Source organism: Escherichia marmotae (assembly GCF_002900365.1).
Classification (GTDB): domain Bacteria; phylum Pseudomonadota; class Gammaproteobacteria; order Enterobacterales; family Enterobacteriaceae; genus Escherichia; species Escherichia marmotae.
The window spans coordinates 3,221,959-3,247,953 of the sequence record NZ_CP025979.1 but is presented as its reverse complement, the minus strand read 5'-3'; the positions used below and the strand labels follow the sequence as shown (position 1 = coordinate 3,247,953).

The window sequence follows — 25,995 nt, the reverse complement described above, 5'->3', positions numbered from 1 at the left end:
TGATAGAAAGTGAAAAGCAAGGCGTCTTGCGAAGCAGACTGATACGTCCCCTTCGTCTAGAGGCCCAGGACACCGCCCTTTCACGGCGGTAACAGGGGTTCGAATCCCCTAGGGGACGCCACTTGCTGGTTTGTGAGTGAAAGTCGCCGGCCACTGTATCTCAAAACTCACTTACGAGTGATGTTTGAGATATTTGCTCTTTAAAAATCTGGATCAAGCTGAAAATTGAAACACTGAATAGTCGAAAGATTATTCGTGAGTCTCTCAAATTTTCGCAACACGATGATGGTTCGAAAGAAACATCTTCGGGTTGTGAGGTTAAGCGACTAAGCGTACACGGTGGATGCCCTGGCAGTCAGAGGCGATGAAGGACGTGCTAATCTGCGATAAGCGTCGGTAAGGTGATATGAACCGTTATAACCGGCGATTTCCGAATGGGGAAACCCAGTGTGATTCGTCACACTATCATTAACTGAATCCATAGGTTAATGAGGCGAACCGGGGGAACTGAAACATCTAAGTACCCCGAGGAAAAGAAATCAACCGAGATTCCCCCAGTAGCGGCGAGCGAACGGGGAGGAGCCCAGAGCCTGAATCAGTGTGTGTGTTAGTGGAAGCGTCTGGAAAGGCGTGCGATACAGGGTGACAGCCCCGTACACAAAAATGCACATGCTGTGAGCTCGATGAGTAGGGCGGGACACGTGGTATCCTGTCTGAATATGGGGGGACCATCCTCCAAGGCTAAATACTCCTGACTGACCGATAGTGAACCAGTACCGTGAGGGAAAGGCGAAAAGAACCCCGGCGAGGGGAGTGAAAAAGAACCTGAAACCGTGTACGTACAAGCAGTGGGAGCCTCTTTAATGGGGTGACTGCGTACCTTTTGTATAATGGGTCAGCGACTTATATTCTGTAGCAAGGTTAACCGAATAGGGGAGCCGAAGGGAAACCGAGTCTTAACTGGGCGTTAAGTTGCAGGGTATAGACCCGAAACCCGGTGATCTAGCCATGGGCAGGTTGAAGGTTGGGTAACACTAACTGGAGGACCGAACCGACTAATGTTGAAAAATTAGCGGATGACTTGTGGCTGGGGGTGAAAGGCCAATCAAACCGGGAGATAGCTGGTTCTCCCCGAAAGCTATTTAGGTAGCGCCTCGTGAATTCATCTCCGGGGGTAGAGCACTGTTTCGGCAAGGGGGTCATCCCGACTTACCAACCCGATGCAAACTGCGAATACCGGAGAATGTTATCACGGGAGACACACGGCGGGTGCTAACGTCCGTCGTGAAGAGGGAAACAACCCAGACCGCCAGCTAAGGTCCCAAAGTCATGGTTAAGTGGGAAACGATGTGGGAAGGCCCAGACAGCCAGGATGTTGGCTTAGAAGCAGCCATCATTTAAAGAAAGCGTAATAGCTCACTGGTCGAGTCGGCCTGCGCGGAAGATGTAACGGGGCTAAACCATGCACCGAAGCTGCGGCAGCGACACTATGTGTTGTTGGGTAGGGGAGCGTTCTGTAAGCCGTTGAAGGTGTGCTGTGAGGCATGCTGGAGGTATCAGAAGTGCGAATGCTGACATAAGTAACGATAAAGCGGGTGAAAAGCCCGCTCGCCGGAAGACCAAGGGTTCCTGTCCAACGTTAATCGGGGCAGGGTGAGTCGACCCCTAAGGCGAGGCCGAAAGGCGTAGTCGATGGGAAACAGGTTAATATTCCTGTACTTGGTGTTACTGCGAAGGGGGGACGGAGAAGGCTATGTTGGCCGGGCGACGGTTGTCCCGGTTTAAGCGTGTAGGCTGATTTTCCAGGCAAATCCGGAGAATCAAGGCTGAGGCGTGATGACGAGGCACTACGGTGCTGAAGCAACAAATGCCCTGCTTCCAGGAAAAGCCTCTAAGCATCAGGTAACATCAAATCGTACCCCAAACCGACACAGGTGGTCAGGTAGAGAATACCAAGGCGCTTGAGAGAACTCGGGTGAAGGAACTAGGCAAAATGGTGCCGTAACTTCGGGAGAAGGCACGCTGATATGTAGGTGAAGCGACTTGCTCGTGGAGCTGAAATCAGTCGAAGATACCAGCTGGCTGCAACTGTTTATTAAAAACACAGCACTGTGCAAACACGAAAGTGGACGTATACGGTGTGACGCCTGCCCGGTGCCGGAAGGTTAATTGATGGGGTCAGCCGCAAGGCGAAGCTCTTGATCGAAGCCCCGGTAAACGGCGGCCGTAACTATAACGGTCCTAAGGTAGCGAAATTCCTTGTCGGGTAAGTTCCGACCTGCACGAATGGCGTAATGATGGCCAGGCTGTCTCCACCCGAGACTCAGTGAAATTGAACTCGCTGTGAAGATGCAGTGTACCCGCGGCAAGACGGAAAGACCCCGTGAACCTTTACTATAGCTTGACACTGAACATTGAGCCTTGATGTGTAGGATAGGTGGGAGGCTTTGAAGTGTGGACGCCAGTCTGCATGGAGCCGACCTTGAAATACCACCCTTTAATGTTTGATGTTCTAACGTTGACCCGTGATCCGGGTTGCGGACAGTGTCTGGTGGGTAGTTTGACTGGGGCGGTCTCCTCCTAAAGAGTAACGGAGGAGCACGAAGGTTGGCTAATCCTGGTCGGACATCAGGAGGTTAGTGCAATGGCATAAGCCAGCTTGACTGCGAGCGTGACGGCGCGAGCAGGTGCGAAAGCAGGTCATAGTGATCCGGTGGTTCTGAATGGAAGGGCCATCGCTCAACGGATAAAAGGTACTCCGGGGATAACAGGCTGATACCGCCCAAGAGTTCATATCGACGGCGGTGTTTGGCACCTCGATGTCGGCTCATCACATCCTGGGGCTGAAGTAGGTCCCAAGGGTATGGCTGTTCGCCATTTAAAGTGGTACGCGAGCTGGGTTTAGAACGTCGTGAGACAGTTCGGTCCCTATCTGCCGTGGGCGCTGGAGAACTGAGGGGGGCTGCTCCTAGTACGAGAGGACCGGAGTGGACGCATCACTGGTGTTCGGGTTGTCATGCCAATGGCACTGCCCGGTAGCTAAATGCGGAAGAGATAAGTGCTGAAAGCATCTAAGCACGAAACTTGCCCCGAGATGAGTTCTCCCTGAGACTTTAAGTCTCCTGAAGGAACGTTGAAGACGACGACGTTGATAGGCCGGGTGTGTAAGCGCAGCGATGCGTTGAGCTAACCGGTACTAATGAACCGTGAGGCTTAACCTTACAACGCCGAAGATGTTTTGGCGGATGAGAGAAGATTTTCAGCCTGATACAGATTAGATTAGCCGGCGAAAGCGGGTTAATAAACAGAATTTGCCTGGCGGAGATAGCGCGGTGGTCCCACCTGACCCCATGCCGAACTCAGAAGTGAAACGCCGTAGCGCCGATGGTAGTGTGGGGTCTCCCCATGCGAGAGTAGGGAACTGCCAGGCATCAAATTTAGCAGTAAGCCGGTCATAAAACTGGTGGTTGTAAAAGAATTCGGTGGAGCGGTAGTTCAGTCGGTTAGAATACCTGCCTGTCACGCAGGGGGTCGCGGGTTCGAGTCCCGTCCGTTCCGCCACCCTAATTAGGGGCGTAGTTCAATTGGTAGAGCACCGGTCTCCAAAACCGGGTGTTGGGAGTTCGAGTCTCTCCGCCCCTGCCAGAAATCATCCTTAGCGAAAGCTAAGGATTTTTTTTTATCTGTAATAAACTCATCCAAAGTAAAACCTTCTTCCGGCATCCTTGCCAGCTATTTTAATTAATACACATCATCCAGAACGTTAATTTTCAATAGATCGCGAATCAACGCGTGTTTATCACTATTTTGCAGCCATATAGCATAGAGAGGACGTGAAAGCGTTGTGCTGTCGACAACAGTATGCAATCCGCCTTTTTTGCGAGCCCAACTTACTGGTAGCCAGGTACAACAATTAAGCATTGCAATCTGTTGCTGTGCCAGTTCGGCAGAACTGGTTGTCAGGATTGGAACTTCATCAGCACCGATTAAACCGGCCTCATGTTGTTGAAAATCTGGCCCCCATTCCAGTCGCAGATAGTTAAGATCTCCTTTTAATTTAGAAGGGGTGCTGGCATAAAGTGCCAAAGTAAAATGCCCCAGCAACTGGCTACTAAACTCGTCCATTTTGGGTGCTTCAGTGGTAATAAGAAGATCAAGCTGACGTTCATGCAGTTGTTTTACCAGTGACTGCCGTTGGGCGATCCGCGCTTCGAACTGCAACCCTGTGTGGGCATCCTGATTTTGATACAAACGTCCCAGCCACTGATTAAGCATACATTCCCACAACGAGGCGCTGGCACCGATGGAGAACTCATTATGTCGTGAGGTATGTGCCACTTCCTTACGGGCGGCCTGCCAGGTACTCATGAGCGTTTCTGCATAAGGCAGGAGCTTTTCTCCTGCAGCGGTCAAACGGATATTATTCCTGTGGCGGGTGAAAAGGTTCACACCCAGTTGATTTTCCAGTTGCCTGATCCGAAAACTCACAGCTGATTGGGTCAGATAGAGCGATTCAGCCGCTCGACCAAAGTGACGTGTTCGGCTAACTTCCAGGAAAGTTTTTAACAATTCCGTATCCACAGTGCTCTCCGCAAAATTATTTGTCGTTATGATTTAAATGTTTTGTTTTACACTCTGTCAAGCGTAACTAATACTCCGCGCCATAACTAGCTCGGTCAAAGAATTAGGAGCGTGCAGGATGGCGGAAAGCTTTACGACGACTAATCGATATTTCGACAATAAACATTATCCACGTGGGTTCTCTCGTCATGGTGATTTCACCATCAAAGAGGCACAACTGCTTGAACGTCATGGTTATGCCTTCAATGAGCTGGATCTCGGTAAACGCGAGCCGGTGACCGAAGAAGAGAAACTCTTCGTAGCAGTATGCCGTAGCGAACGTGAGCCAGTGACAGAAGCAGAACGCGTGTGGTCTAAATATATGACGCGTATCAAGCGTCCAAAACGTTTTCACACTCTTTCCGGCGGTAAACCGCAGGTCGAAGGTGCTGAAGACTACACCGATTCCGACGATTAATAAAAAAGGGCGAAATGCCCTTTTTTTATGCCAGTAGTTTTTGCAAATGGATTAACAAGCGGTCGATAGCTAACCGCCTCCTGCAGATGCGGGCGTGTGATGGTCTCAGACTGATCAATATCCGCAATGGTTCTTGATACTTTCAGTAACCGCTGCCAGGCACGAATAGATAATCCCAGATGGATCAGCGTTTCTTCCAGCCACTGTGCGTCTTCACTCTCAAGCTTGCAGAATTGTCGTATTTCTGGGCTATCCAGCCAGGCATTCAGTTTATTCTGCCGCTTAAATTGGCGCTCTCTGGCAGCTATTACGCGTTGTTTAACGGTGGCGCTGTTTTCCCCCAGAACTACCGCTTTACTCAGAATACCGGGCGGTGGGAGAGGGATCTCCAGTGAGAGATCAAAGCGGTCGAGAAAGGGACCTGAGAGTCGGTTGAGATAACGTAATGTTTGTTCTGGCGTACAGCGGTTATGGTTCCCCTGATAATGTCCGGTAGGGCTGGGATTCATCGCCGCGACAAGCTGGAAACGTGCCGGATAGGTTATTTTCGCTCGCGTGCGTGAAAGATGGATCTGGCCTGACTCTATGGGCTCCCACAAGGCATCCAATGTACGCCGTTCAAATTCAGGTAGCTCATCAAGAAAAAGCACGCCGTTATGCGCCAGCGAAATTTCACCAGGCCCGGGAATTGCACCACCGCCAACCATCGCAGTTAACGACGCACTGTGATGTGGTGAACGGAACGGGCGTTGCCGCCACTGTTTTTGTACCGATTCGGCATTTACCAGACTTAATATCGCAGCACTCTCCAGTGCCTCTTCATTACTTAAATCTGGCAACAGACCATTAATACGGCTGGCGAGCATTGTTTTACCCGTTCCCGGCGGCCCAATCAGTAAAAGGTTGTGCCCGCCAGCGGCGGTAATTTCCAGCCCTCGCTTTCCTTGCTCCTGACCGACAACATCACTGAGATCATGTTGTAATACCCAGGATTCCGCATCTGTTGGTTTTGGGCGTTCGAGAGCATGTTTACCTTCCAGAAATGCACAGACCGTTTGTAGATGATCGGCTATCAGGCATCCTTCACCGTTAATTAGCCCTACTTCCGCTTCATTGTCTTTCGCGACGATAATCTTTCTGCCCGACTTAATAGCTTCAGTTGCACTGGAGATTGCGCCGGGAACGCCACGCAAAGCGCCTGTAAGCGCCAGTTCCCCAACTAATTCATATTCATCCAACTTATTGGCTGTAAGCTGTTCAGAGGCAGCCAGCAACGCAATGGCGATAGGTAAATCATATCTTCCACCTTCTTTCGGTAGATCGGCAGGCGCAAGATTTATGGTGATTTTTTTCGACGGATATTCATATCCGCTATTGATAATGGCGCTACGCACGCGATCGCGTGCTTCTTTTACCGTTGTTTCTGGTAAGCCCACCATCGTTAATCCGGGTAGACCTTTACTGATATGTACCTCAACAGTGATCGGCGGAGCGTTTACTCCCAGCGCGGCACGGGTATGAACAATTGACAGTGACATAAGTCCTCCTTAAGTCACCATTATGAACATAAGAGATCGCTGCTGTAGCCTGCTAAATTGTGTTATTTAGCGGTAGATTCCTGTTTATTTATGCAAAGTGATTTGAGTTGTATTAGCGATGGATTAACGCTCGCAAAAATGAGGCGTGCAAGAATTAGTCTTTAAGAAAGGGCAAGAATTATACGGAAATTGAATTTTTTTCATTCACTATTTTTTATATAAAAAACAATGGTTTTTATATAAATTATTATATTTGTCATAAAAAGCGACCAAAAAATATCTTGTGCCATTCGCAAAATCTATGGTAACTCTTTAGGTATTCCTTCGAACAAGATGCAAGAAAAGACAAAATGACAGCCCTTCTACGAGTGATTAGCCTGGTCGTGATTAGCGTGGTGGTGATTATTATCCCACCGTGCGGGGCTGCACTTGGACGAGGAAAGGCTTAGAGATCAAGCCTTAACGAACTAAGACCCCCGCACCGAAAGGTCCGGGGGTTTTTTTTGACCTTAAAAACATAACCGAGAAGCAGACAATGAATAACAGCACAAAATTCTGTTTCTCAAGAGTCAGGACGGGGAACTAACTATGAATGGCGCACAGTGGGTGGTACATGCGTTGCGGGCACAGGGGGTGAATACCGTTTTTGGTTATCCGGGTGGCGCAATTATGCCGGTTTATGATGCATTGTATGACGGCGGCGTGGAGCACTTGTTGTGCCGACATGAGCAAGGGGCGGCAATGGCAGCTATCGGCTATGCTCGTGCTACCGGCAAAACCGGTGTATGCATTGCCACGTCTGGCCCTGGTGCAACCAATCTGATCACCGGACTGGCGGATGCGCTGTTAGATTCTGTTCCGGTTGTTGCCATCACCGGTCAGGTGTCCGCACCGTTTATCGGCACCGACGCATTTCAGGAAGTGGATGTACTGGGATTGTCGTTAGCCTGTACCAAACACAGCTTCCTGGTGCAGTCGCTGGAAGAATTACCGCGCATCATGGCGGAAGCGTTTGATGTCGCCAGCTCAGGTCGTCCCGGCCCGGTTCTGGTTGATATCCCAAAAGATATTCAGTTAGCCAGCGGCGATCTGGAACCGTGGTTCACCACCGTTGAAAACGAAGTGACTTTTCCACATGCAGAAGTTGAGCAAGCGCGACAGATGCTGACTAAAGCGCAAAAGCCGATGTTGTATGTCGGCGGCGGTGTCGGTATGGCGCAGGCTGTTCCTGCTCTGCGTGAGTTTCTCACGACCACAAAAATGCCTGTCACCTGTACGTTGAAAGGGCTGGGCGCAGTCGAGACGGATTATCCGTACTATCTGGGAATGTTGGGGATGCACGGCACCAAAGCGGCGAACTTCGCGGTACAGGAGTGTGATCTGCTGATCGCCGTGGGTGCACGTTTTGATGACCGGGTTACCGGCAAACTGAATACCTTCGCACCACATGCCTGCGTGATCCATATGGATATCGACCCAGCAGAAATGAACAAACTGCGTCAGGCGCATGTGGCATTACAGGGCGATTTGAATGCTTTGTTACCGGCATTACAGCAGTCGTTAAATATCAATGGCTGGCAGCAATATTGCGCACAACTGCGTGATGAACATGCTTGGCGCTACGATCACCCCGGAGAGGCTATCTACGCGCCGTTGTTGTTAAAACAACTGTCGGATCGTAAGGCTGCGGATTGTGTTGTGACCACGGATGTGGGACAGCATCAGATGTGGGCCGCGCAGCACATTGCCCATACTCGTCCGGAAAATTTCATCACATCCAGTGGGTTAGGCACCATGGGTTTCGGTTTACCAGCGGCGGTTGGCGCGCAAGTCGCGCGACCGAACGATACCGTTGTTTGTATCTCCGGTGACGGCTCTTTCATGATGAATGTGCAAGAGTTGGGCACCGTAAAACGCAAGCAATTACCGTTGAAAATCGTCTTACTCGATAACCAACGGTTAGGGATGGTTCGACAATGGCAGCAACTGTTTTTCCAGGAAAGATACAGCGAAACCACCCTTACCGATAACCCCGATTTCCTCATGTTAGCCAGAGCCTTCGGTATCCCTGGCCAACACATCACCCGTAAAGACCAGGTTGAAGCGGCACTCGACACCATGCTGAACAGTGATGGGCCATACCTGCTTCATGTCTCAATCGACGAACTTGAGAACGTCTGGCCACTGGTGCCGCCTGGTGCCAGTAATTCAGAAATGTTGGAGAAATTATCATGATGCAACATCAGGTTAATGTATCGGCTCGCTTCAATCCGGAAACCTTAGAACGTGTTTTACGCGTGGTGCGCCATCGTGGTTTCCATGTTTGCTCAATGAATATGGCTGCCGCCAGTGATGCACAAAATATAAATATCGAATTGACCGTTGCCAGCCCACGGTCGGTCGACTTACTGTTTAGTCAGTTAAATAAACTGGTGGACGTCGCACACGTTGCCATCTGCCAGAGCACAACAACATCACAACAAATCCGCGCCTGAGCGCAAAAGGAATATAAAAATGACCACGAAGAAAGCTGATTACATTTGGTTCAATGGGGAGATGGTTCGCTGGGAAGACGCGAAGGTGCATGTAATGTCGCACGCGCTGCACTATGGCACCTCGGTTTTTGAAGGTATCCGTTGCTACGACTCACATAAAGGACCGGTTGTATTCCGTCATCGTGAGCATATGCAGCGTCTGCATGACTCCGCAAAAATCTATCGCTTCCCGGTTTCACAGAGTATTGATGAGCTGATGGAAGCCTGCCGCGACGTAATCCGCAAAAATAATCTCACCAGTGCCTATATCCGTCCGCTGATTTTTGTCGGTGACGTTGGCATGGGCGTAAACCCGCCAGCGGGATACTCCACCGACGTGATTATCGCCGCTTTCCCGTGGGGAGCGTATCTGGGCGCAGAAGCGCTGGAGCAGGGGATTGATGCGATGGTTTCCTCCTGGAACCGCGCAGCACCAAACACCATCCCAACTGCGGCGAAAGCGGGTGGTAATTACCTCTCTTCCCTGCTGGTGGGTAGCGAAGCGCGCCGCCATGGCTATCAGGAAGGTATCGCGCTGGATGTGAATGGTTACATCTCTGAAGGTGCAGGCGAAAACCTGTTTGAAGTGAAAGATGGCGTGCTGTTCACCCCGCCGTTTACCTCATCCGCATTACCGGGCATTACCCGTGACGCCATCATCAAACTGGCGAAAGAGCTGGGAATTGAAGTGCGTGAGCAAGTTCTGTCGCGCGAATCACTCTATCTGGCAGATGAAGTCTTTATGTCCGGTACTGCGGCTGAAATCACGCCAGTGCGCAGTGTAGACGGTATTCAGGTAGGCGAAGGTCGTTGTGGCCCGGTTACCAAACGTATTCAGCAAGCCTTCTTTGGCCTCTTCACCGGCGAAACCGAAGATAAATGGGGCTGGTTGGATCAAGTTAATCAATAAATACAAAAATGGGATGGCACGCACCGTCCCATTTACGAGACAGACACTGGGAGTAAATAAAGTATGCCTAAGTACCGTTCCGCCACCACCACTCATGGCCGTAATATGGCGGGGGCTCGTGCGCTGTGGCGCGCCACCGGAATGACCGACGCCGATTTTGGCAAACCGATTATCGCGGTTGTGAACTCGTTCACCCAATTTGTACCGGGCCACGTCCATCTGCGCGATCTCGGTAAACTGGTCGCTGAACAAATTGAAGCGGCTGGCGGTGTTGCCAAAGAGTTCAACACCATTGCGGTGGATGATGGGATCGCCATGGGCCACGGGGGCATGCTTTATTCACTGCCATCTCGCGAACTGATCGCTGATTCCATTGAGTATATGGTGAACGCCCACTGCGCCGACGCGATGGTCTGTATCTCCAACTGCGACAAAATCACCCCAGGGATGCTGATGGCCTCCCTACGCCTGAATATTCCGGTGATCTTTGTTTCCGGTGGTCCGATGGAGGCCGGAAAAACCAAACTGTCCGATCAGATCATCAAACTTGATCTGGTTGATGCGATGATCCAGGGGGCAGATCCGAAAGTCTCTGACTCCCAGAGCGATCAGGTTGAGCGTTCAGCCTGCCCAACTTGCGGCTCCTGCTCCGGGATGTTCACCGCCAACTCGATGAACTGCCTGACCGAAGCGCTGGGCTTGTCGCAGCCGGGTAACGGCTCACTGCTGGCAACCCACGCTGACCGTAAGCAATTGTTCCTTAACGCCGGTAAACGCATTGTCGAGCTGACCAAACGTTACTACGAGCAAAACGATGAAAGCGCCCTGCCGCGTAATATTGCCAGCAAAGCGGCATTTGAAAACGCCATGACGCTGGATATCGCGATGGGCGGTTCCACTAACACCGTTCTCCATCTGCTGGCAGCGGCGCAGGAAGCAGAAATCGATTTCACGATGAGTGATATCGATAAACTTTCACGCAAAGTCCCGCAGTTGTGCAAAGTTGCGCCGAGCACTCAGAAATACCATATGGAAGATGTTCACCGTGCTGGTGGCGTTATCGGTATCCTCGGGGAACTGGATCGCGCGGGATTACTGAATCGCAATGTGAAAAACGTGCTCGGTCTGACGTTGCCGCAAACGCTGGAACACTACGACGTCATGTTGACCCAGGATGATGCGGTAAAAAATATGTTTCGTGCAGGTCCGGCGGGTATCCGTACCACCCAGGCGTTCTCGCAGGATTGCCGTTGGGACTCCCTCGATGACGACCGTGCTAACGGTTGTATCCGCTCACTGGAACACGCCTACAGCCAGGACGGTGGTCTGGCTGTACTTTACGGTAACTTCGCGGAAAACGGCTGTATTGTTAAAACAGCGGGCGTCGATGACAGCATCCTGAAATTTACCGGTCCGGCGAAAGTGTATGAAAGTCAGGACGACGCGGTAGAAGCGATCCTCGGTGGCAAAGTTGTGGCAGGCGACGTAGTCGTGATCCGCTACGAAGGGCCGAAAGGCGGTCCGGGGATGCAAGAAATGCTCTACCCAACCAGCTTCCTGAAATCGATGGGCCTCGGTAAAGCCTGTGCACTGATCACCGACGGTCGCTTCTCTGGCGGCACCTCTGGCCTTTCCATCGGTCACGTCTCACCGGAAGCGGCAAGTGGCGGCAGCATTGGCCTGATTGAAGACGGTGACCTGATCGCCATCGACATTCCGAACCGCAGCATTCAGTTACAAGTAAGTGATGCAGAACTGGCGGCACGTCGTGAAGCGCAGGAAGCCCGTGGTGATAAAGCCTGGACGCCGAAAAACCGTGAACGTCAGGTCTCCTTTGCTCTGCGCGCTTACGCCAGCCTGGCGACCAGTGCCGACAAAGGTGCGGTACGCGATAAATCGAAACTGGGGGGTTAATAATGGCAGACTCACTACCCCTGTCTGGCGCACCGGAAGGCGCTGAGTATTTACGGGCGGTGCTACGCGCGCCGGTCTATGAAGCGGCGCAGGTCACGCCGCTGCAGAAAATGGAAAAACTCTCGTCGCGTCTTGATAACGTCATTCTGGTAAAGCGCGAAGACCGCCAGCCAGTGCACAGCTTTAAGCTGCGCGGCGCATACGCCATGATGGCGGGCCTGACGGAAGAACAGAAAGCGCACGGCGTGATCACTGCTTCTGCGGGTAACCACGCGCAGGGCGTTGCGTTCTCCTCCGCACGATTAGGCGTGAAGGCGCTAATCGTCATGCCAACCGCCACCGCTGATATCAAAGTTGATGCGGTACGCGGCTTCGGCGGCGAAGTGTTGCTTCACGGTGCGAACTTTGATGAAGCAAAAGCCAAAGCGATTGAACTGTCGCAGCAGCAGGGCTTCACCTGGGTTCCGCCATTTGATCATCCGATGGTGATTGCCGGACAGGGCACGCTGGCGCTGGAATTGCTCCAGCAGGACGCCCATCTTGATCGCGTATTTGTGCCGGTCGGCGGCGGCGGTCTGGCGGCGGGGGTGGCGGTGCTGATCAAACAACTGATGCCGCAAATCAAAGTGATAGCCGTGGAAGCGGAAGATTCAGCCTGCCTGAAAGCGGCGCTGGATGCAGGTCATCCTGTTGACCTGCCGCGCGTAGGTTTGTTTGCTGAGGGGGTCGCGGTCAAGCGCATTGGTGACGAAACGTTCCGTCTGTGTCAGGAGTATCTCGACGACATCATCACCGTTGATAGCGATGCCATCTGTGCGGCGATGAAAGACCTGTTCGAAGATGTGCGCGCGGTGGCGGAGCCGTCTGGCGCGTTGGCGCTGGCGGGAATGAAAAAATATATCGCCCAGCACAACATTCGCGGTGAGCGCCTGGCGCATGTGCTCTCGGGAGCTAACGTCAATTTCCACGGCCTGCGCTACGTCTCGGAACGTTGCGAACTGGGTGAACAGCGCGAAGCATTGCTGGCGGTGACCATTCCGGAAGAAAAAGGCAGTTTCCTTAAATTTTGCCAGCTACTCGGTGGGCGCTCGGTCACAGAGTTCAACTATCGCTTTGCAGATGCCAAAAATGCCTGCATTTTTGTCGGCGTGCGCTTAAGCCGCGGCCTTGAGGAGCGCAAAGAAATTTTGCAGATGCTCAACGAAGGCGGCTACAGCGTGGTTGATCTCTCCGATGACGAAATGGCGAAGCTACATGTGCGCTATATGGTCGGCGGGCGTCCATCGCATCCGTTGCAGGAACGCCTCTACAGCTTCGAATTCCCGGAATCACCGGGCGCGCTGCTGCGCTTTCTTAACACGCTGGGTACGCACTGGAATATCTCTTTGTTCCACTATCGCAGTCATGGCACCGACTACGGGCGTGTACTGGCGGCGTTCGAACTTGGCGACCATGAACCGGATTTCGAAACCCGGCTGAATGAGCTGGGCTACGATTGTCACGACGAAACCAATAACCCGGCGTTCAGGTTCTTTTTGGCGGGTTAGGGAAAAATGCCTGATGGCGCTTCGCTTATCAGGCCTACCCACGCGTCAACGTTATTTGTGGTTGGGTAAAATCTTCCAGAACGCCTCAATCAGCGGCTCATGTAGCCGCTTTTTTTGTGCGCAAACGCCCAGTTCAAATGGTGTTTTCTCATCGCTGCGATCAAGAATCATCACACGGTTGCGTACAGGTTCAGGACTATTATCCAACACAACTTCCGGTAACAATGCCACGCCACAGCCTAGCGCCACCATCGATACCATCGCTTCATGCCCGCCGACCGTGGCGTAAATCATCGGGTTGCTGATTTTATTGCGTCGGAACCACAGTTCAATGCGGCGGCGCACTGGTCCCTGATCGGCCATGATAAACGGCACCGTCGACCAGTCCGGCTTCTCTACAGATACCTGATTACGAACCGGGCAGGGCAGCGCAGGTGCGATCAGCACTACCGCCAGATTCTCCAGCATCGAAAATGCCACTGCACCGGGTAACGTCTCTGGCTTACCGGCAATCGCCAAATCCGCTTCGTCGGTGACAACTTTTTCCATCGCATCCGCCGCATCACCGGTGGTGAGCTTGATCTCCACCGACGGGTGTTCCGCGCGGAAGCGATCAAGAATCGGCGGAAGATGGCTGTAAGCAGCGGTCACCGAGCAGAAAATATGTAACTCGCCAGAGAGCGACGGCCCTTGCTGGTCGATGGTGTGGCGCAGTTGCTGATATTGCAACAGCGTTTGCTGGGCGAAAACACGCAGCTCTTCGCCCGCTTCGGTCAGCGTTACCGTCCGGTTATCGCGTATAAATAGCGGTTGGCCGAGATCTTCTTCCAGGCGCTGAATCTGCCGTGAAAGTGTCGATGGGCTGACGTGCATCGCCCGCGCGCTGCGCCCAAAATGACGGCTTTCCGCCAGATGTAGAAACATTTTCAGATCGCGTAAATCCACAGGCACAGCCCTCGATTTTGACGTTGCAGAAATTGCAATGTGACGTTGTGAATATATCAATTTCCGCAATAAGTTTCCTGACATATAGTGAATTTAATCTCGCAAACGCGAACCGAACAATAAGAAGCACAACATCATGAGGAATCACCATGGCTAACTACTTCAATACACTGAATCTGCGCCAGCAACTGGCGCAGTTGGGTAAATGTCGCTTTATGGGCCGCGAAGAATTCGCTGACGGCGCGAGCTACCTTCAGGGTAAAAAAGTGGTCATCGTCGGTTGTGGTGCACAGGGCCTGAACCAGGGCCTGAACATGCGTGATTCTGGTCTGGACATCTCTTATGCCCTGCGTAAAGAGGCGATCGCTGAGAAACGCGCTTCCTGGCGTAAAGCGACCGAAAACGGTTTTAAAGTCGGCACTTACGAAGAGCTGATCCCGCAGGCGGATCTGGTGGTTAACCTGACGCCGGATAAGCAGCACTCCGACGTAGTGCGTTCTGTTCAGCCGCTGATGAAAGACGGTGCGGCGCTGGGTTACTCCCATGGCTTCAACATCGTAGAAGTGGGTGAGCAGATCCGTAAAGACATCACTGTGGTGATGGTTGCACCAAAATGCCCGGGCACTGAAGTGCGTGAAGAGTACAAACGTGGGTTTGGCGTACCGACGCTGATTGCCGTTCACCCGGAAAACGATCCGAAAGGCGAAGGTATGGCGATTGCCAAAGCCTGGGCTGCGGCTACCGGTGGTCACCGTGCGGGCGTGCTGGAATCCTCCTTCGTTGCGGAAGTGAAATCTGACCTGATGGGCGAACAAACCATACTGTGCGGTATGTTGCAGGCTGGTTCTCTGCTGTGCTTCGACAAGCTGGTGGAAGAAGGCACCGACCCGGCATATGCAGAAAAACTGATTCAGTTCGGTTGGGAAACCATCACCGAAGCTCTGAAGCAGGGTGGCATCACCCTGATGATGGACAGGCTCTCTAACCCGGCAAAACTGCGTGCTTATGCGCTCTCTGAACAACTGAAAGAGATCATGGCACCGCTGTTCCAGAAACATATGGACGACATCATCTCCGGCGAATTCTCCTCCGGCATGATGGCTGACTGGGCCAATGATGATAAGAAACTGCTGACCTGGCGTGAAGAGACCGGCAAAACCGCGTTCGAAACCGCGCCGCAGTTTGAAGGCAAAATCGGTGAGCAGGAGTACTTCGATAAAGGCGTACTGATGATCGCGATGGTAAAAGCAGGCGTTGAACTGGCGTTCGAAACCATGGTTGATTCCGGCATCATTGAAGAGTCGGCTTACTACGAATCACTGCACGAACTGCCGCTGATTGCCAACACCATCGCCCGTAAGCGTCTGTACGAAATGAACGTCGTTATCTCTGATACCGCCGAGTATGGTAACTACTTGTTCTCTTACGCCTGCGTGCCGCTGCTGAAACCGTTTATGGCAGAGCTGCAACCGGGCGATCTGGGTAAAGCTATTCCGGAAGGTGCCGTTGATAACGCGCAACTGCGTGATGTGAATGAAGCCATTCGCAGCCATGCTATCGAGCAGGTAGGTAAGAAACTGCGTGGCTATATGACGGATATGAAACGTATTGCGGTTGCAGGCTAAGCGGCTACATACGGTGCCGGATGGCGGCGTAAACGCCTTATCCGGCCTACAAAAAGTGCACGTTCTGTAGGCCTGATAAGCGCAGCGCCATCAGGCAAAAACCCGGTGTTCAAATGCACCGGGTTTTTTTGTTAGTTACGGTACAGCACCTTAATGATGTGATAGCCGAACTGGGTGTGCAGCGGGCCGGTTGGCTCCAGTACCGGACAAGAGAAAACCACTTTATCGAATGCCGGAACCATCTGACCCTGGCGGAACTCACCTAAATCACCGCCGCGTTTGCCTGACGGGCAAATGGAGTGCTTCTTCGCCAGCTTGCCGAAATCAGCGCCGTTCTTAATCTGTTCCAGAAGTTCCAGAGCCAGTTTCTCTTCTTTTACAAGGATATGCAGTGCTGCTGCCGTTTTTGCCATGATCGTGCCTTGAGTGGTATGGATGAGGCTGGCTATACTACCACGCTGTTATTTTCCCCTCCCGACTTTCATTGAGCGATTTTTCTATGCGTCTAAACCCCGGCCAACAACAAGCTGTCGAATTCGTTACCGGCCCCTGCCTGGTGCTGGCGGGCGCGGGTTCCGGTAAAACTCGTGTTATCACCAATAAAATCGCCCATCTGATCCGCGGTTGCGGTTACCAGACGCGACATATTGCAGCGGTGACCTTTACCAATAAGGCGGCACGCGAGATGAAAGAGCGTGTTGGGCAGACGCTGGGGCGCAAAGAGGCGCGTGGGTTGATGATCTCCACCTTCCATACATTAGGGCTGGATATCATCAAGCGCGAATATGCGGCGCTGGGAATGAAAGCGAACTTTTCGCTGTTTGACGATACCGATCAGATGGCGTTGCTCAAAGAGCTGACCGAGGGTCTGATTGAAGATGACAAAGTTCTCCTGCAACAGTTGATTTCGACCATCTCTAACTGGAAGAACGATCTGAAAACTCCGGCGCAGGCGGCGGCAGAGGCAAAGGGCGAGCGGGATCGTATTTTTGCCCATTGTTATGGACTGTATGATGCGCACCTGAAAGCGTGCAACGTTCTCGACTTCGATGACCTGATTTTGCTGCCAACGTTGTTGTTGCAACGCAATGAAGAAGTACGCGAACGCTGGCAGAACAAAATTCGCTACCTGCTGGTGGATGAGTATCAGGACACCAACACCAGCCAGTATGAACTGGTGAAACTGCTGGTGGGTAGCCGCGCGCGCTTTACCGTGGTGGGCGATGACGATCAGTCAATCTACTCATGGCGTGGTGCCCGTCCGCAAAATCTGGTGCTGTTGAGCCAGGATTTCCCGGCGTTGAAGGTGATTAAGCTGGAGCAGAACTACCGCTCTTCCGGACGTATTCTGAAAGCGGCCAACATCCTTATCGCTAATAACCCGCACGTCTTTGAAAAGCGCCTGTTCTCCGAACTGGGCTACGGCGCGGAGCTAAAAGTATTAAGCGCGAATAATGAAGAACATGAAGCCGAGCGCGTTACTGGCGAGCTGATTGCGCATCACTTCGTCAATAAAACACAGTACAAAGATTACGCCATTCTCTATCGCGGTAATCATCAGTCGCGAGTGTTTGAAAAATTCCTGATGCAAAACCGCATCCCGTACAAAATTTCCGGCGGTACTTCATTCTTCTCCCGCCCGGAAATCAAGGATTTGCTGGCTTATCTGCGTGTGCTGACTAACCTGGACGATGACAGTGCGTTCCTGCGTATCGTCAACACGCCGAAACGAGAGATTGGCCCGGCAACGCTGAAAAAGCTGGGCGAGTGGGCGATGACCCGCAATAAAAGTATGTTTACCGCCAGTTTTGATATGGGATTGAGTCAAACACTGAGTGGGCGTGGTTATGAAGCGTTGACTCGCTTTACTCATTGGCTGGCGGAAATCCAGCGTCTGGCGGAGCGGGAGCCGATTGCTGCGGTGCGCGATCTGATCCACGGCATGGATTATGAATCCTGGCTGTACGAAACATCGCCCAGCCCGAAAGCCGCCGAAATGCGCATGAAGAACGTCAACCAACTGTTTAGCTGGATGACGGAGATGCTGGAAGGCAGCGAACTGGATGAGCCGATGACGTTAACCCAGGTGGTGACGCGCTTTACTCTGCGCGACATGATGGAGCGAGGTGAAAGCGAGGAAGAACTGGATCAGGTGCAACTGATGACTCTCCACGCATCGAAAGGGCTGGAGTTTCCCTATGTTTTCATGGTCGGTATGGAAGAAGGATTTTTACCGCACCAGAGCAGCATCGATGAAGACAATATTGATGAGGAGCGGCGGCTGGCCTATGTAGGGATCACCCGCGCCCAGAAGGAATTGACCTTTACGCTGTGTAAAGAGCGTCGTCAGTACGGTGAACTGGTGCGCCCGGAGCCGAGTCGCTTCCTGTTAGAGTTACCGCAGGATGATCTGATTTGGGAGCAGGAGCGCAAAGTGGTCAGCGCGGAAGAACGGATGCAGAAAGGGCAAAGCCATCTGGCAAATCTGAAAGCGATGATGGCAGCAAAACGAGGGAAATAGTTAAGGGGCACGGAATTATCGCCGGACAGGATGCGTTAGCATCGCATCCGGCACATTACTCGTTAATATACTTCCAGCGGCCAATGAACATAACTCTGCCATTGGCTTTCTTGCTCGATAATCTCTTTACCCAGCGGATGTTGGGCTAACCACCCTTGCGGCAGCGTCAAGGTCAACTGTTCATGGCTGGCCTGTAATTGAATCTTCGGCACTAAATCGTCACGGCGACGGCTGGCAAAAATGATGGCCAGGCGCAGTAAACGACAGAGTTGTTCCGCAACGCGCGGAGGGACGGCATTTTGTTGATGCAGCGATGAGAGATCGACCGGATTAGTTTGGTTGAGCAACAGCGTCGCCAGCAGTTTTTTCTGCGCGGGAGTAAAACCGGGAAGATCCAGGTTTCGCACCAGATAAGCAGCATGTTGCGGCGCTTGTTTGAAATCAACGCTCAGGCCAATTTCATGAAGTTGACAGGCACTGATTAGCAAATCGCGGCTAATTGCTTCAAGATGCCATGCATTTTCCACCTGATCGAAGAAGTTAGCCGCAACGCTGGCTACGCGCTGTGCCTGATCGATATCGATCATAAAGCGGCGCTGAATATTACGCAGCGTACGGCTGCGAATATCCTGCTCGACGGCCAGATGTAACATGCCGTAAACCAGGCCTTCACGCAGTGCGCCGCCAGCCAGCGTCATACACTGAATATTCAGTTCGGTAAAAATAGCTATCAGGATCGCCAGACCACTCGGGAATACTAACGCGCGTTCCAGCGTCAGCCCGTCGATCTCCAGCTCCTCCAGCCGACCGCAATGAATGGCGCGCTGTTTCAGTTGTTGCAACTTTTCCAGGGTAATGCGTTCATCCATTCCCTGCGCCATCATGATTTCTTGCAAGGCCTGCACGGTGCCGGAAGCGCCAACGCACACTTTCCAGCCGTGATAACGCAATTCATCGGCAACCGGACGTAACACTTCGCGTGCCGCTTTTTCTGCGGCATCAAAATTTTCCTGCCCCAGATTACGATCGGCAAAATAGCGTTCCAGCCAGGTGACGCAGCCCATCGACAGACTGAACAGAGAGGTGGTTTGTGCACCCGTGCCGGTTACCAGTTCAGTACTGGCTCCCCCGATATCCACCACCAGGCGCTGATCGGCTCCACCGGTAGTGTGAGCAACGCCCTGATAAATCAGACGAGCTTCCTCTTCACCGCTGATCACCTGCACCGGACAACCAAGTATTTCCTGCGCTTTGGCAATAAAATCACCAGCGTTGACAGCAAGACGTAACGTCGCCGTAGCAACAACGCGAATTTGCGAAGGAGGGATATCTTGCAGACGTTCAGCAAACAGGCGCAGGCATTGCCAGCCGCGCTCCATTGCTTCATTAGACAGGGCATTTTCGCTGTTCAGACCAGCAGCCAGACGTACTTTGCGTTTAATTCGCGTCAGCGTCTGGATACTACCAGCCACCTCGCGCACAACCAGCATATGAAAACTATTCGAACCGAGATCAATGGCTGCATAAAGCGACGAGGTGGAACTCATACTCTTCATCCTTCAATCTGTCTCTGCGTTGGCTGTGTTCTTTCACCCGAATCACTTACTACAGTAAGCTCATCGGGATTCATTCTCTTGCCATCTTGATGCAGTTTGAATGATTTTGAGTATGACATTATTTATTTAACCTGAACGACGACGATTACGTGGAGCGCCTGTACGACGCGGACCGTTGCCTGTGCGTGGGCGCGTCAAGCGTAGCGGTTTTGGCAGATCGGTCATCAATGCGTCCGGATTGTATTTGCTTACCGGAATAGAATGACCAATATAGGTCTCAATGGCAGGCAAATTCAATGCATACTCTTCACACGCCAGGCTGATGGAATGACCACTTGCACCAGCGCGGCCAGTACGGCCGATACGGTGAACGTAATCTTCACAGTCATCGGGTAAATCGTAGTTAAAGACGTGGGTTACGGCCGGAATATGCAAACCACGTGCGGCTACGTCGGTGGCAACCAGAATATCCAGATCGCCACGGGTAAATTCATCAAGAATACGCAGACGTTTTTTCTGCGCCACATCGCCCGTCAACAGCCCGACACGATGACCATCTGCCGCCAGGTGACCCCAGATCTCTTCGCAACGATGTTTGGTGTTGGCGAAAATAATCGCTCTGTCTGGCCACTCTTCTTCGATCAGCGTTTGCAGCAAACGCATTTTTTCTTCGTTAGAAGGGTAGAAAAGCTCTTCTTTAATGCGGTGGCCCGTTTTCTGTTCCGGTTCCACTTCGATGTATTCGGCGTTATTCATCTGCTCGAACGCCAGTTCACGTACCCGGTACGAAAGCGTGGCGGAGAACAGCATGTTGAGGCGCTGATTTGCTGGCGGCATACGGCGAAACAGCCAGCGAATATCTTTAATAAAGCCCAGATCGTACATACGATCGGCTTCGTCCAGCACCACGACCTGAATAGCGCCAAGGTTAATGTGATTCTGTTTGGCGTAGTCGATTAAACGACCCGTGGTGCCAATCAGGATGTCAACGCCGCTTTCCAGCACTTTTAGCTGTTTGTCGTAGCCGTCGCCGCCATAAGCCAGGCCCAGCTTCAGACCGGTAGCTTGCGCCAGCGGCTCCGCGTCGGCGTGGATCTGCACGGCAAGTTCACGCGTCGGTGCCATAATTAAGGCACGTGGCTGGTTCACCTTGCGATCGGCAATGGTGGGATGAGAGAGAAGGTAATGAAACGTTGACGTCAGGAACGCCATCGTTTTCCCAGTACCGGTTTGCGCCTGCCCGGCTACGTCACGACCTTCCAGCGTTAGCGGAAGGGCCAGTGCCTGAATGGGCGTACAGTTATGAAACCCTTTTTTTTCAAGGGCTTCTACAACTTTCGGATGCAGGGCGAAGTCGGAAAACTTCTGTTCTGTTAAATGTGTTTTGCTCATAGTGTGATAGAATATCAGCTTACTATTGCTTTACGAAAGCGTATCCGGTGAAATAAAGTCAACCTTTAGTTGGTTAATGTTACACCAACAACGAAACCAACACGCCAGGCTTATTCCTGTGGAGTTATATATGAGCGATAAAATTATTCACCTGACTGACGACAGTTTTGATACGGATGTACTCAAAGCGGACGGGGCGATCCTCGTCGATTTCTGGGCAGAGTGGTGCGGTCCGTGCAAAATGATCGCCCCGATTCTGGATGAAATCGCTGACGAATATCAGGGTAAACTGACCGTTGCAAAACTGAACATCGATCAAAACCCTGGCACTGCGCCGAAATATGGCATCCGTGGTATCCCGACTCTGTTGCTGTTCAAAAACGGTGAAGTCGCGGCAACCAAAGTGGGTGCACTGTCCAAAGGTCAGTTGAAAGAGTTCCTCGACGCCAACCTGGCATAAGGGAACGTCATGTTCGGGTGCCCCGTCGCTAAAAACTGGACGCCCGGCGTGAGCCATGCTAACTTAATGTTGACTTCGTATTAAACTTACCTTATTAAGTTTGAATCTTGTAATATCCAACGCTTCCCGTTTTTATCTAATGCGAAGTGAACAGATTTCTAATCCGTCTTGTCGTTTCAGTTCTGCGTACTCTCCTGTGACCAGACAGCGAAAAGACATGAGTCGATGACCGTAAACAGGCATGGATGATCCTGCCATACCATTCACAACATTAAGTTCGAGATTTACCCCAAGTTTAAGAACTCACACCACTATGAATCTTACCGAATTAAAGAATACGCCGGTTTCTGAGCTGATCACTCTCGGCGAAAATATGGGGCTGGAAAATCTGGCCCGTATGCGTAAGCAGGACATTATTTTTGCCATCCTGAAGCAGCACGCAAAGAGTGGCGAAGATATCTTTGGTGATGGCGTACTGGAGATATTGCAGGATGGATTTGGTTTCCTCCGTTCCGCAGACAGCTCCTACCTCGCCGGTCCTGATGACATCTACGTTTCTCCCAGCCAAATCCGCCGTTTCAACCTCCGCACTGGTGATACCATCTCTGGTAAGATTCGCCCGCCGAAAGAAGGTGAACGCTATTTTGCGCTGCTGAAAGTTAATGAAGTTAACTTCGACAAACCTGAAAACGCTCGCAACAAAATCCTCTTTGAGAACTTAACCCCGCTGCACGCAAACTCTCGTCTGCGTATGGAACGTGGTAACGGTTCTACTGAAGATTTGACCGCACGCGTGCTGGATCTGGCTTCACCAATCGGGCGTGGCCAACGTGGTCTGATTGTGGCACCGCCTAAAGCGGGTAAAACCATGCTGCTGCAGAACATCGCCCAGAGCATTGCTTACAACCACCCAGACTGTGTGCTGATGGTTCTGCTGATCGACGAACGTCCGGAAGAAGTAACCGAGATGCAGCGTCTGGTTAAAGGTGAAGTTGTCGCTTCTACCTTCGACGAACCGGCATCTCGCCACGTTCAGGTTGCGGAAATGGTGATCGAGAAGGCAAAACGCCTGGTTGAGCACAAGAAAGACGTTATCATTCTGCTCGACTCCATCACCCGTCTGGCGCGCGCCTACAACACTGTTGTTCCTGCGTCTGGTAAAGTGCTGACCGGTGGTGTGGATGCTAACGCACTGCACCGTCCGAAACGATTCTTCGGTGCGGCGCGTAACGTAGAAGAGGGCGGCAGCCTGACCATCATCGCGACGGCGTTGATCGACACCGGTTCCAAAATGGACGAAGTTATCTACGAAGAGTTTAAAGGTACAGGTAACATGGAACTGCACCTTTCTCGTAAGATCGCAGAAAAACGCGTCTTCCCGGCTATCGACTACAACCGTTCCGGTACGCGTAAAGAAGAGTTGCTCACCACTCAGGAAGAGCTACAGAAAATGTGGATCCTGCGCAAAATCATTCACCCGATGGGCGAAATCGATGCAATGGAATTCCTCATTAATAAACTGGCAATGACCAAGACCAATGACGATTTCTTCGATATGATGAAACGTTCATAAATTTGTCTTATGCCAAAAACGCCACGTGTTTACGTGGCGTTTTGCTTTTATATCTGTAATCTTAGCGGCATGCCTGTGATAGTGGGAAAATTCCTGGTTATTGCGGGTATTTTATACAATTTTTATGGTGAATGATTAATTTTTGCACAGGGCTGATAGGTTCAGAAAGGAGTTTCCCTTCTGAATAAAGGTCTTCGTGGGTATACTTCTGCTAATAATTTTCTCTGAGAGCATGCATTGTGAATTTACTGACAGTGAGTACTGATCTCATCAGTATTTTTTTATTCACGACACTGTTTCTGTTTTTTGCCCGTAAGGTGGCAAAAAAAGTCGGTTTAGTGGATAAACCTAACTTCCGCAAACGTCACCAGGGATTGATACCGCTCGTTGGGGGGATTTCAGTTTTCGCAGGGATTTGCTTTACGTTCGGAATTGTTGATTACTACATTCCGCATGCAGCTCTCTACCTCGCCTGTGCGGGCGTCCTGGTGTTCATCGGCGCACTGGATGACCGTTTCGATATTAGTGTAAAAATCCGTGCCACCATACAGGCTGCTGTTGGCATCGTTATGATGGTGTTTGGCAAACTTTATCTCAGTAGCCTGGGCTATATTTTTGGCTCCTGGGAGATGGTGCTTGGGCCGTTTGGTTATTTCCTGACGCTGTTTGCCGTCTGGGCGGCAATTAATGCTTTCAACATGGTTGATGGCATTGATGGTCTGCTGGGTGGGTTGTCCTGCGTCTCGTTTGCGGCAATTGGCATGATTTTGTGGTTCGACGGGCAAACCAGCCTCGCTATCTGGTGCTTTGCGATGATCGCCGCCATCCTGCCATACATCATGCTCAACCTCGGTATTCTGGGGCGTCGCTACAAAGTGTTTATGGGCGATGCGGGCAGTACATTGATTGGTTTTACCGTAATCTGGATCCTGCTTGAAACTACTCAGGGCAAAACACATCCGATTAGCCCGGTGACTGCATTATGGATTATCGCTATTCCGCTGATGGATATGGTGGCGATTATGTATCGTCGCCTGCGTAAAGGCATGAGTCCATTCTCGCCTGATCGCCAGCATATTCATCATTTGATCATGCGTGCCGGTTTTACTTCTCGTCAGGCATTTGTGCTGATTACCCTTGCTGCTGCACTGCTTGCTTCCATTGGCGTACTGGCAGAATATTCTCATTTTGTCCCTGAATGGGTCATGCTGGTGCTCTTTTTGCTAGCATTCTTCCTCTATGGCTATTGCATTAAGCGCGCCTGGAAGGTTGCTCGCTTTATTAAGCGTGTGAAACGCCGACTGCGCAGAAATCGTGGTGGCAGCCCCAACTTAACCAAATAAACGAGGATGTAATGACGCAACCAATGCCTGGGAAACCAGCCGAAAATGCTGAAAATGAACTGGATATTCGTGGGTTGTTTCGTACCTTGTGGGCTGGGAAGCTGTGGATTGTTGGCATGGGGCTGGCGTTTGCGTTAATTGCGCTGGCGTATACATTTTTCGCCCGTCAGGAGTGGAGCGCGACGGCGATTACCGATCGTCCAACGGTCAATATGCTGGGCGGATACTACTCGCAGCAGCAGTTTCTACGTAACCTGGATGTTCGTTCGAACATGGCTTCTGCCGATCAACCATCGGTCATGGACGAAGCCTATAAAGAGTTTGTTATGCAACTGGCGTCGTGGGACACCCGCCGCGATTTCTGGTTGCAGACCGACTATTACAAACAGCGGATGGTTGGCAACAGCAAAGCAGATGCGGCTCTGCTGGATGAAATGATCAACAACATCCAGTTTATTCCCGGTGATTTCACCCGAGCGATCAACGATAACGTTAAATTGATTGCTGAAACTGCCCCCGATGCCAATAATCTGCTGCGTCAATATGTCGCATTCGCCAGTCAGCGCGCGGCCAGCCATCTGAATGATGAGCTGAAAGGTGCATGGGCAGCGCGCACTATCCAAATGAAAGCCCAGGTGAAGCGTCAGGAAGAAGTCGCGAAAGCGATCTACGACCGCCGGGTAAACAGCATTGAGCAGGCACTCAAAATCGCTGAGCAACATAATATCTCTCGCAGCGCGACAGATGTCCCGGCGGATGAATTGCCTGATTCAGAAATGTTTTTGTTGGGTCGCCCGATGCTGCAGGCGCGATTAGAAAATTTACAGGCCGTCGGCCCGGCCTTTGATCTCGACTATGATCAGAATCGGGCCATGTTAAACACCCTTAATGTTGGTCCAACCCTGGATCCGCGTTTTCAGACCTATCGCTATTTGCGTACACCGGAAGAACCGGTAAAACGCGATAGCCCACGCCGTGCCTTCCTGATGATTATGTGGGGCATTGTCGGGGGGCTGATCGGGGCTGGTGTCGCATTAACCCGCCGTTGCTCGAAATAGCAACACAGTTGCGGTGAGCACAAAGGCGCTCGCCGCTTATT

At 51.7% G+C, this 25,995-nt stretch carries 20 protein-coding genes, 3 tRNA genes, 2 rRNA genes and 1 pseudogene; 20 read left to right on the top strand and 6 right to left on the bottom strand.

Annotated features, from left to right (window positions below; genetic code table 11):
- Positions 1-45 precede the first annotated feature (45 nt).
- The 5 genes from C1192_RS16775 (at position 46) to C1192_RS16755 (ending at position 3,645) form a co-directional block, all read left to right on the top strand.
- Positions 46-121 (top strand) — tRNA-Glu (locus tag C1192_RS16775).
- Positions 122-316: 195 nt separating this feature from the next.
- Positions 317-3,221, top strand: a 23S ribosomal RNA gene (locus C1192_RS16770).
- 93 nt (positions 3,222-3,314) lie between these two features.
- A 5S ribosomal RNA gene (gene rrf, locus C1192_RS16765) occupies positions 3,315-3,430 on the top strand.
- 54 nt (positions 3,431-3,484) lie between these two features.
- Positions 3,485-3,561, top strand: a tRNA-Asp gene (locus C1192_RS16760).
- 8 nt (positions 3,562-3,569) lie between these two features.
- Positions 3,570-3,645: transfer RNA gene (locus tag C1192_RS16755), tRNA-Trp, on the top strand.
- 96 nt (positions 3,646-3,741) lie between these two features.
- On the opposite strand, the gene hdfR is transcribed toward C1192_RS16755, so the two are convergent.
- Positions 3,742-4,581 carry an HTH-type transcriptional regulator HdfR gene (gene hdfR / locus C1192_RS16750; protein WP_000379233.1) on the bottom strand — a complete coding sequence of 280 codons (840 nt, stop codon included), beginning with the start codon at positions 4,579-4,581 and terminating at the stop codon, positions 3,742-3,744.
- Positions 4,582-4,699: 118 nt separating this feature from the next.
- On the opposite strand from hdfR, the gene maoP reads away from it, so the two are divergent.
- Positions 4,700-5,038 (top strand): macrodomain Ori organization protein MaoP, encoded by a 339-nt coding sequence (gene maoP, locus C1192_RS16745; RefSeq protein ID WP_038355361.1) that lies wholly within the window; start codon positions 4,700-4,702, stop codon positions 5,036-5,038.
- Positions 5,039-5,063: 25 nt separating this feature from the next.
- Here maoP and C1192_RS16740 read toward each other — a convergent pair.
- A pseudogene (locus C1192_RS16740) lies at positions 5,064-6,576 on the bottom strand (YifB family Mg chelatase-like AAA ATPase).
- 350 nt (positions 6,577-6,926) lie between these two features.
- Between C1192_RS16740 and ilvL the strand changes: the two are divergent.
- The 7 genes from ilvL to ilvA all read left to right on the top strand — a co-directional run bounded on the left by ilvL (position 6,927) and on the right by ilvA (position 13,481).
- Positions 6,927-7,025, top strand: a complete 99-nt coding sequence (ilvL, locus tag C1192_RS16735; protein WP_001311244.1) for an ilv operon leader peptide — start codon at positions 6,927-6,929, stop codon at positions 7,023-7,025.
- Positions 7,026-7,111: 86 nt separating this feature from the next.
- Positions 7,112-7,162, top strand: a complete 51-nt coding sequence (gene ilvX, locus C1192_RS16730; RefSeq protein ID WP_101958050.1) for a peptide IlvX — start codon at positions 7,112-7,114, stop codon at positions 7,160-7,162.
- Between the two features lie 2 nt (positions 7,163-7,164).
- Positions 7,165-8,811 carry an acetolactate synthase 2 catalytic subunit gene (gene ilvG, locus C1192_RS16725; protein WP_001012639.1) on the top strand — a complete coding sequence of 549 codons (1,647 nt, stop codon included), beginning with the start codon at positions 7,165-7,167 and terminating at the stop codon, positions 8,809-8,811.
- Positions 8,808-9,071: an acetolactate synthase 2 small subunit gene (gene ilvM / locus C1192_RS16720; protein ID WP_000983255.1), complete on the top strand. Its 264-nt coding sequence runs from the start codon at positions 8,808-8,810 to the stop codon at positions 9,069-9,071. The genes ilvG and ilvM overlap by 4 nt, the downstream gene beginning before the upstream one ends.
- A 19-nt stretch (positions 9,072-9,090) precedes the next feature.
- Complete coding sequence (gene ilvE, locus C1192_RS16715; RefSeq protein WP_000208520.1) at positions 9,091-10,020, top strand: branched-chain-amino-acid transaminase; 930 nt, start codon at positions 9,091-9,093, stop codon at positions 10,018-10,020.
- Between the two features lie 63 nt (positions 10,021-10,083).
- Positions 10,084-11,934 (top strand): dihydroxy-acid dehydratase, encoded by a 1,851-nt coding sequence (gene ilvD / locus C1192_RS16710; RefSeq protein WP_038355362.1) that lies wholly within the window; start codon positions 10,084-10,086, stop codon positions 11,932-11,934.
- A 2-nt stretch (positions 11,935-11,936) separates the two neighbouring features.
- Entirely contained in the window at positions 11,937-13,481 is a 1,545-nt protein-coding gene (gene ilvA / locus C1192_RS16705; protein ID WP_000785507.1) for a threonine ammonia-lyase, biosynthetic, read from the top strand.
- Between the two features lie 51 nt (positions 13,482-13,532).
- Here the strand turns inward: ilvA and ilvY are convergent, their stop codons facing one another.
- On the bottom strand, positions 13,533-14,426 hold the full coding sequence (ilvY, locus tag C1192_RS16700) for an HTH-type transcriptional activator IlvY (RefSeq protein ID WP_038355363.1): 894 nt from the start codon (positions 14,424-14,426) through the stop codon (positions 13,533-13,535).
- A gap of 149 nt (positions 14,427-14,575) precedes the next feature.
- Here ilvY and ilvC point away from each other — a divergent pair, with 149 nt between their 5' ends.
- Entirely contained in the window at positions 14,576-16,051 is a 1,476-nt protein-coding gene (gene ilvC / locus C1192_RS16695; protein ID WP_001517409.1) for a ketol-acid reductoisomerase, read from the top strand.
- Between the two features lie 131 nt (positions 16,052-16,182).
- Here the strand turns inward: ilvC and ppiC are convergent, their stop codons facing one another.
- Positions 16,183-16,464 (bottom strand): peptidylprolyl isomerase PpiC, encoded by a 282-nt coding sequence (gene ppiC, locus C1192_RS16690; RefSeq protein ID WP_001140258.1) that lies wholly within the window; start codon positions 16,462-16,464, stop codon positions 16,183-16,185.
- An 86-nt stretch (positions 16,465-16,550) separates the two neighbouring features.
- Between ppiC and rep the strand changes: the two genes are divergently transcribed.
- Positions 16,551-18,572 carry a DNA helicase Rep gene (gene rep, locus C1192_RS16685; protein ID WP_038355364.1) on the top strand — a complete coding sequence of 674 codons (2,022 nt, stop codon included), beginning with the start codon at positions 16,551-16,553 and terminating at the stop codon, positions 18,570-18,572.
- 62 nt (positions 18,573-18,634) lie between these two features.
- Here rep and gppA read toward each other — a convergent pair whose 3' ends face one another.
- Together gppA and rhlB are read right to left on the bottom strand one after the other, a co-directional pair.
- Positions 18,635-20,119 carry a guanosine-5'-triphosphate,3'-diphosphate diphosphatase gene (gppA, locus tag C1192_RS16680; RefSeq protein WP_001517408.1) on the bottom strand — a complete coding sequence of 495 codons (1,485 nt, stop codon included), beginning with the start codon at positions 20,117-20,119 and terminating at the stop codon, positions 18,635-18,637.
- 135 nt (positions 20,120-20,254) lie between these two features.
- Positions 20,255-21,520, bottom strand: a complete 1,266-nt coding sequence (rhlB, locus tag C1192_RS16670; protein ID WP_000047512.1) for an ATP-dependent RNA helicase RhlB — start codon at positions 21,518-21,520, stop codon at positions 20,255-20,257.
- Positions 21,521-21,650: 130 nt separating this feature from the next.
- Between rhlB and trxA the strand changes: the two genes are divergently transcribed.
- From trxA to wzzE, 5 genes are all read left to right on the top strand, one after another.
- Complete coding sequence (trxA, locus tag C1192_RS16665) at positions 21,651-21,980, top strand: thioredoxin TrxA (RefSeq protein ID WP_001280776.1); 330 nt, start codon at positions 21,651-21,653, stop codon at positions 21,978-21,980.
- A gap of 139 nt (positions 21,981-22,119) precedes the next feature.
- Positions 22,120-22,209 carry a rho operon leader peptide gene (locus tag C1192_RS16660; protein WP_052463051.1) on the top strand — a complete coding sequence of 30 codons (90 nt, stop codon included), beginning with the start codon at positions 22,120-22,122 and terminating at the stop codon, positions 22,207-22,209.
- Positions 22,210-22,293: 84 nt separating this feature from the next.
- Positions 22,294-23,553 carry a transcription termination factor Rho gene (gene rho, locus C1192_RS16655; protein ID WP_001517407.1) on the top strand — a complete coding sequence of 420 codons (1,260 nt, stop codon included), beginning with the start codon at positions 22,294-22,296 and terminating at the stop codon, positions 23,551-23,553.
- A gap of 239 nt (positions 23,554-23,792) precedes the next feature.
- Positions 23,793-24,896: a UDP-N-acetylglucosamine--undecaprenyl-phosphate N-acetylglucosaminephosphotransferase gene (wecA, locus tag C1192_RS16645; protein WP_001050950.1), complete on the top strand. Its 1,104-nt coding sequence runs from the start codon at positions 23,793-23,795 to the stop codon at positions 24,894-24,896.
- An 11-nt stretch (positions 24,897-24,907) separates the two neighbouring features.
- On the top strand, positions 24,908-25,954 hold the full coding sequence (wzzE, locus tag C1192_RS16640; protein WP_000193465.1) for an ECA polysaccharide chain length modulation protein: 1,047 nt from the start codon (positions 24,908-24,910) through the stop codon (positions 25,952-25,954).
- Positions 25,955-25,995 lie beyond the last annotated feature (41 nt).

What these genes read in the sequence shown, in the direction of transcription:
- maoP (WP_038355361.1), top strand. Translation starts at nt 4,700, where the DNA reads ATGGCGGAAAGCTTTACGACGACTAATCGATATTTCGACAATAAACAT.
- ilvL (WP_001311244.1), top strand. Translation starts at nt 6,927, where the DNA reads ATGACAGCCCTTCTACGAGTGATTAGCCTGGTCGTGATTAGCGTGGTG.
- ilvG (WP_001012639.1), top strand. Translation starts at nt 7,165, where the DNA reads ATGAATGGCGCACAGTGGGTGGTACATGCGTTGCGGGCACAGGGGGTG.
- ilvM (WP_000983255.1), top strand. Translation starts at nt 8,808, where the DNA reads ATGATGCAACATCAGGTTAATGTATCGGCTCGCTTCAATCCGGAAACC.
- ilvE (WP_000208520.1), top strand. Translation starts at nt 9,091, where the DNA reads ATGACCACGAAGAAAGCTGATTACATTTGGTTCAATGGGGAGATGGTT.
- ilvD (WP_038355362.1), top strand. Translation starts at nt 10,084, where the DNA reads ATGCCTAAGTACCGTTCCGCCACCACCACTCATGGCCGTAATATGGCG.
- ilvA (WP_000785507.1), top strand. Translation starts at nt 11,937, where the DNA reads ATGGCAGACTCACTACCCCTGTCTGGCGCACCGGAAGGCGCTGAGTAT.
- ilvC (WP_001517409.1), top strand. Translation starts at nt 14,576, where the DNA reads ATGGCTAACTACTTCAATACACTGAATCTGCGCCAGCAACTGGCGCAG.
- ppiC (WP_001140258.1), bottom strand. Translation starts at nt 16,464, where the DNA reads ATGGCAAAAACGGCAGCAGCACTGCATATCCTTGTAAAAGAAGAGAAA.
- rep (WP_038355364.1), top strand. Translation starts at nt 16,551, where the DNA reads ATGCGTCTAAACCCCGGCCAACAACAAGCTGTCGAATTCGTTACCGGC.
- gppA (WP_001517408.1), bottom strand. Translation starts at nt 20,119, where the DNA reads ATGAGTTCCACCTCGTCGCTTTATGCAGCCATTGATCTCGGTTCGAAT.
- rhlB (WP_000047512.1), bottom strand. Translation starts at nt 21,520, where the DNA reads ATGAGCAAAACACATTTAACAGAACAGAAGTTTTCCGACTTCGCCCTG.
- trxA (WP_001280776.1), top strand. Translation starts at nt 21,651, where the DNA reads ATGAGCGATAAAATTATTCACCTGACTGACGACAGTTTTGATACGGAT.
- C1192_RS16660 (WP_052463051.1), top strand. Translation starts at nt 22,120, where the DNA reads ATGCGAAGTGAACAGATTTCTAATCCGTCTTGTCGTTTCAGTTCTGCG.
- rho (WP_001517407.1), top strand. Translation starts at nt 22,294, where the DNA reads ATGAATCTTACCGAATTAAAGAATACGCCGGTTTCTGAGCTGATCACT.
- wzzE (WP_000193465.1), top strand. Translation starts at nt 24,908, where the DNA reads ATGACGCAACCAATGCCTGGGAAACCAGCCGAAAATGCTGAAAATGAA.